Raw genomic sequence first — 1,097 nt, 5'->3', positions numbered from 1 at the left:
TGTTCATCTTCCATTTGATCAGGCCATACGCCTTGTCGACCCAGACAAGCGCGACCATGCGTGCGCCGACGCGCACCGCGGTCTCGATCTCCTGCACGTTCATCAGGAAGCTGCCGTCGCCCATCGCTGCCAACACGGGCCGTCCCGGATTCTCCAACGAGGCCGCAACGGCGCCTGGCAGCGTCCACGCCATCGTCGACAGGGAGTTGTCGATCACGCACGTGTTGGAATAGTACGTCGGGTACAGCCGCGCCATCCACATCTTCAGCGCACCGGTGTCCACCAGCGTGATGTCGCCGTCGGCCATGGCCCGTCGGGTGTCGTAGACGATGCGTTGCGGCTTCATCGGGAACGAATCGTCTTCGGCATACGAACGGAATTCGCCGTCGAGCAGCTCGTGGATCATCGGATGCGATTCGTCGAACCGGATGCCCTTCACGCGCAGCCGGTCGATCAGCGCTTCCAGCGTCTGGTCAATGTCGCCCATGATGTTGAGCGCGGTCGAATAATGCGCGTCGGTGTCCTCCACGAACGTGTTGATGTGGATAATCGTCTTGTCGTCGTTCGGATTGATCTTCTTCGGGTCGAACTGCTGGATCGAGAAGCCGACGGCGATGATCAGGTCGGCCTCGTCGAACGCGAAGTTCTCATAATCGTGCTTCATGAAGCCGACCACGCCGAGCGCGTTGGGAATATGGTCCGAGATCACGCCCTTGCCTTCGAATGTGGTGGCGACCGGCACGTTGAGCTGCTCGGCCAATGCCAGCAGCCGGTTTTCGGCGTGCGCGCGGGCCACGCCGTTGCCTGCGAGGATGATTGGATGGCGTGCCCTGCCGATGATGTCGGCCGCACGGGCGATGGTGTCGTCGGTCGGGCGGATGTGCATGGTGTGGGGGAGCGGCAACGGTCCGATTCCGGCCGGCACGGGCATTTCCGCAACGTCTTCGGGGAGGATGAGGCAGGTCGCTCCGGGACGTTTGCGTTGCGCTATGGAGAAGGCTTTGCGCACGATTTCCGGCACGGCGCTGGGGATGGTTATCATGCTGGTCCATTGCGTGAGCGGGCGGAACACGGAGACCAGGTCCACGATCTGATGC

1 protein-coding gene is annotated in these 1,097 nt (G+C 62.2%); it reads right to left on the bottom strand.

Annotated elements, in window-relative coordinates:
- Positions 1-1,097 (bottom strand): thiamine pyrophosphate-dependent enzyme (locus ACR0P8_RS10060; RefSeq protein ID WP_432624900.1); only part of this gene is annotated, 1,097 nt, incomplete at both ends.

This window comes from Bifidobacterium sp., from assembly GCF_050874245.1.
In the GTDB taxonomy this organism is placed as follows: domain Bacteria; phylum Actinomycetota; class Actinomycetes; order Actinomycetales; family Bifidobacteriaceae; genus Bifidobacterium.
This window is presented reverse-complemented; position numbering and strand designations above follow the sequence as displayed.